The organism is Pseudomonas brassicae (assembly GCF_010671725.1).
Classification (GTDB): Bacteria; Pseudomonadota; Gammaproteobacteria; order Pseudomonadales; family Pseudomonadaceae; genus Aquipseudomonas; species Aquipseudomonas brassicae.
This window is the reverse complement of record NZ_JAAHBU010000119.1, coordinates 1-2889: the sequence shown is the minus strand read 5'-3', so window position 1 is coordinate 2889 and position 2889 is coordinate 1. Positions and strand designations below refer to the sequence as shown.

Annotated in this window: 2 protein-coding genes; one reads left to right on the top strand and one right to left on the bottom strand. The window is 61.9% G+C overall.

Annotated features, from left to right (window positions below; genetic code table 11):
- A partial coding sequence (locus G3436_RS09850; protein WP_163944146.1) for an HlyD family secretion protein occupies window positions 1–924 on the bottom strand: 924 nt, incomplete at its 3' end.
- Between the two features lie 144 nt (window positions 925–1068).
- On the opposite strand from G3436_RS09850, the gene gltX reads away from it, so the two are divergent.
- Entirely contained in the window at window positions 1069–2550 is a 1482-nt protein-coding gene (gene gltX, locus G3436_RS09845) for a glutamate--tRNA ligase (protein ID WP_163944144.1), read from the top strand.
- The last annotated feature ends 339 nt before the right edge of the window (window positions 2551–2889 follow it).

Here is a 2889-nt window from a genome sequence, read left to right as displayed (position 1 = left end):
CTTGGTGAAGTTGCCGGTGGCGTTGTCCGGGGGCAGCAGGCTGAACTGTGCGCCAGAGGCGGCAAACAGGCTGTCGACACGGCCTTGGATGGGGGTGTCGGGGTAGCTGTCGAACACCAACTCGGCGTGTTGGCCCGGCTGCATCTTGCCGATCTGGGTTTCCTTGAAGTTGGCCTGCACCCAGATGTCCTGGTCGGGCACGATCGACAGCAGGTAGGCACCGGCCTGCACATATTGGCCATTGCGTGCCGCGCGCTGGCCGATCATGCCGCTGATCGGCGCATGGATTTCACTGCGGCTCAGGTTGAGCTCGGCCTGAGCCAGGTCGGTCCGTGCGGTGGCGATCTGTGCGTCCAGGCGCTTGAGCTCGGCAGCCAGCGCATTGACCTGCTGGCGTTGGCCTTGCAGATCCGCCTGCGCCTTGCTCACCTGCGAGCGCGCTACATTGCTTTCGGCCGACAGGGTGGTCACCCGCTCTTCCGAGACGAAGCCGGGTTTGCGCAGCGCCTGGGCTCGATTGAGGTCCAGCTGGGTGCGCCCAAGCGTGGCCTGGTTGGCCGAGACCTGGGCCTGGCCTGCAGCGATCAGGCTGGCCTGCTGGGTCAATCGGCTATCAGCCTGCAGACGCTCGGCCTCGCGGGTGGCCAGGGTGGCGCGGGCACGCTCCACGGCCAAGCTGAAGTCGTCGGCTTCCAGGCGCACCAGCAGGTCGCCCTTGGCCACGTGCTGGTTGTCTTCGACCAGCACCTCGTCGATACGTGCGCCCAGCTGGCTGGAAACCCGGGTGATTTCCCCCTGTACATAAGCATTGTCGGTGCTTTCGTAAAAGCGCCCCTTGAGGTACCAGTGGGCCAGGAAGGCGAGGGCGATGAGCAGGACCAGGGTGAGGAAAATCAGCAGGCGACGCTTGAGTTGGGCAGGCATGGGGTACGATCGTTCTAAAAATGTAAGCAAATTTAACAAGGTTTGGATCCGTTAACACAAGCGCTGATCGTGCCCATTGCTGGAGCAGGGTGGCCCCGTGCTGTTAACATCCAGCCTTTGTTTCATCTCTTGTCCGAGACTCTCATGACCACCGTTCGCACGCGTATCGCGCCTTCGCCGACTGGCGATCCCCATGTCGGCACCGCCTACATCGCCCTGTTCAACTACTGCTTCGCCAAGCAGCATGGCGGCGAATTCATCCTGCGTATCGAAGATACCGATCAGTTGCGCTCCACTCGCGAATCCGAGCAGCAGATCTTCGACGCCCTGCGTTGGCTGGGTATCGAGTGGAGCGAAGGCCCGGATGTGGGCGGCCCGCATGGCCCGTACCGGCAGAGCGAGCGCGGCGACATCTACAAGCAGTACGCGCAGCAATTGGTCGATCTGGGGCATGCGTTCCCGTGCTTCTGCACCGCTGAAGAGCTGGACCAGATGCGCGCCGAGCAGATGGCCCGTGGCGAAACGCCGCGTTATGACGGTCGCGCCTTGCTGCTGTCGCCCGAAGAAGTGCAGCGCCGCCTGGCCGCTGGCGAGCCTCACGTGATCCGCATGAAGGTGCCGACCGAAGGTGTGTGCGTGGTGCCGGACCTGCTGCGTGGCGACGTCGAGATCCCGTGGGACCGCATGGACATGCAGGTACTGATGAAGACCGACGGCCTGCCGACCTACTTCCTGGCCAACGTGGTCGATGACCATCTGATGGGCATCACCCACGTGCTCCGCGGCGAAGAGTGGCTGCCATCGGCGCCCAAGCTGATCAAACTGTACGAGTACTTCGGTTGGGAGCAGCCGGTGCTGTGCTACATGCCGCTGCTGCGCAACCCCGACAAGAGCAAGCTGTCCAAGCGCAAGAACCCGACCTCGGTGACCTTCTACGAGCGCATGGGCTTCATGCCTGAAGCCATGCTCAACTACCTGGGCCGCATGGGCTGGTCGATGCCGGACGAGCGCGAGAAGTTCTCGCTGGCCGAAATGGTCGAGCACTTCGACCTGTCGCGGGTCTCGCTGGGCGGGCCGATCTTCGATATCGAGAAGCTGTCGTGGCTCAACGGCCAGTGGCTGCGCGAACTGCCCGTGCAGGAATTTGCCGTGCGCGTGCAGCAGTGGGCGTTCAACAGCGACTACATGATGAAGATCGCGCCGCACGTGCAGGGCAGGGTAGAGACCTTCAGCCAGATCGCACCGCTGGGCGGGTTCTTCTTCGAAGGCGCGTTGAAGCTGGATGCCAAGCTGTTCGAGCACAAGAAGCTCTCGGCCGACCAGGTGCGCCAGGTCATGCAGTTGATCCTGTGGAAGCTCGAAGGCTTGCGCCAGTGGGAAAAAGACCGCATCACCGCCTGCATCCAGGCTGTGGTCGAGGCCCTGGCGCTCAAGCTGCGCGATGCCATGCCGCTGATGTTCGCCGCGATTTCCGGCCAGGCCAGCTCGGTGTCGGTGCTCGATGCCATGGAAATTCTCGGCCCTGACCTGACCCGCTACCGTCTGCGCCAGGCGTTGGACCTGCTGGGCGGCGTGTCGAAGAAAGAAAACAAGGAATGGGAAAAGCTGTTGGGCGCCATCGCCTGACAGTGGGCTGCTTGTGCGGCCCTTCGCTGGCAAGCCAGCGCCACAGGATTTTGCGGCACACACAAAAACCTGTGGGAGCTGGCTTGCCAGCGAAGAGGCCCGTGCAAGCAACCGAGAAACCAGAGTTTCACCCCGCAAAACCGGGGTGTTTCCCTTGGCAAGACGGTAAGTGATTGTTATCTCGGAAATTTCTTTTGGATTTTGTTGAAAATATATTTGACAGGCCCGCGATCCGATCTTAATATGCGCCCCGTCCACAGCGATGAACGAAACGAAACGCGAAGCACCCAGCCGAGCGATTCAGTTCAAAGCGACATTGTGGGGCTATAGCTCAGCTGG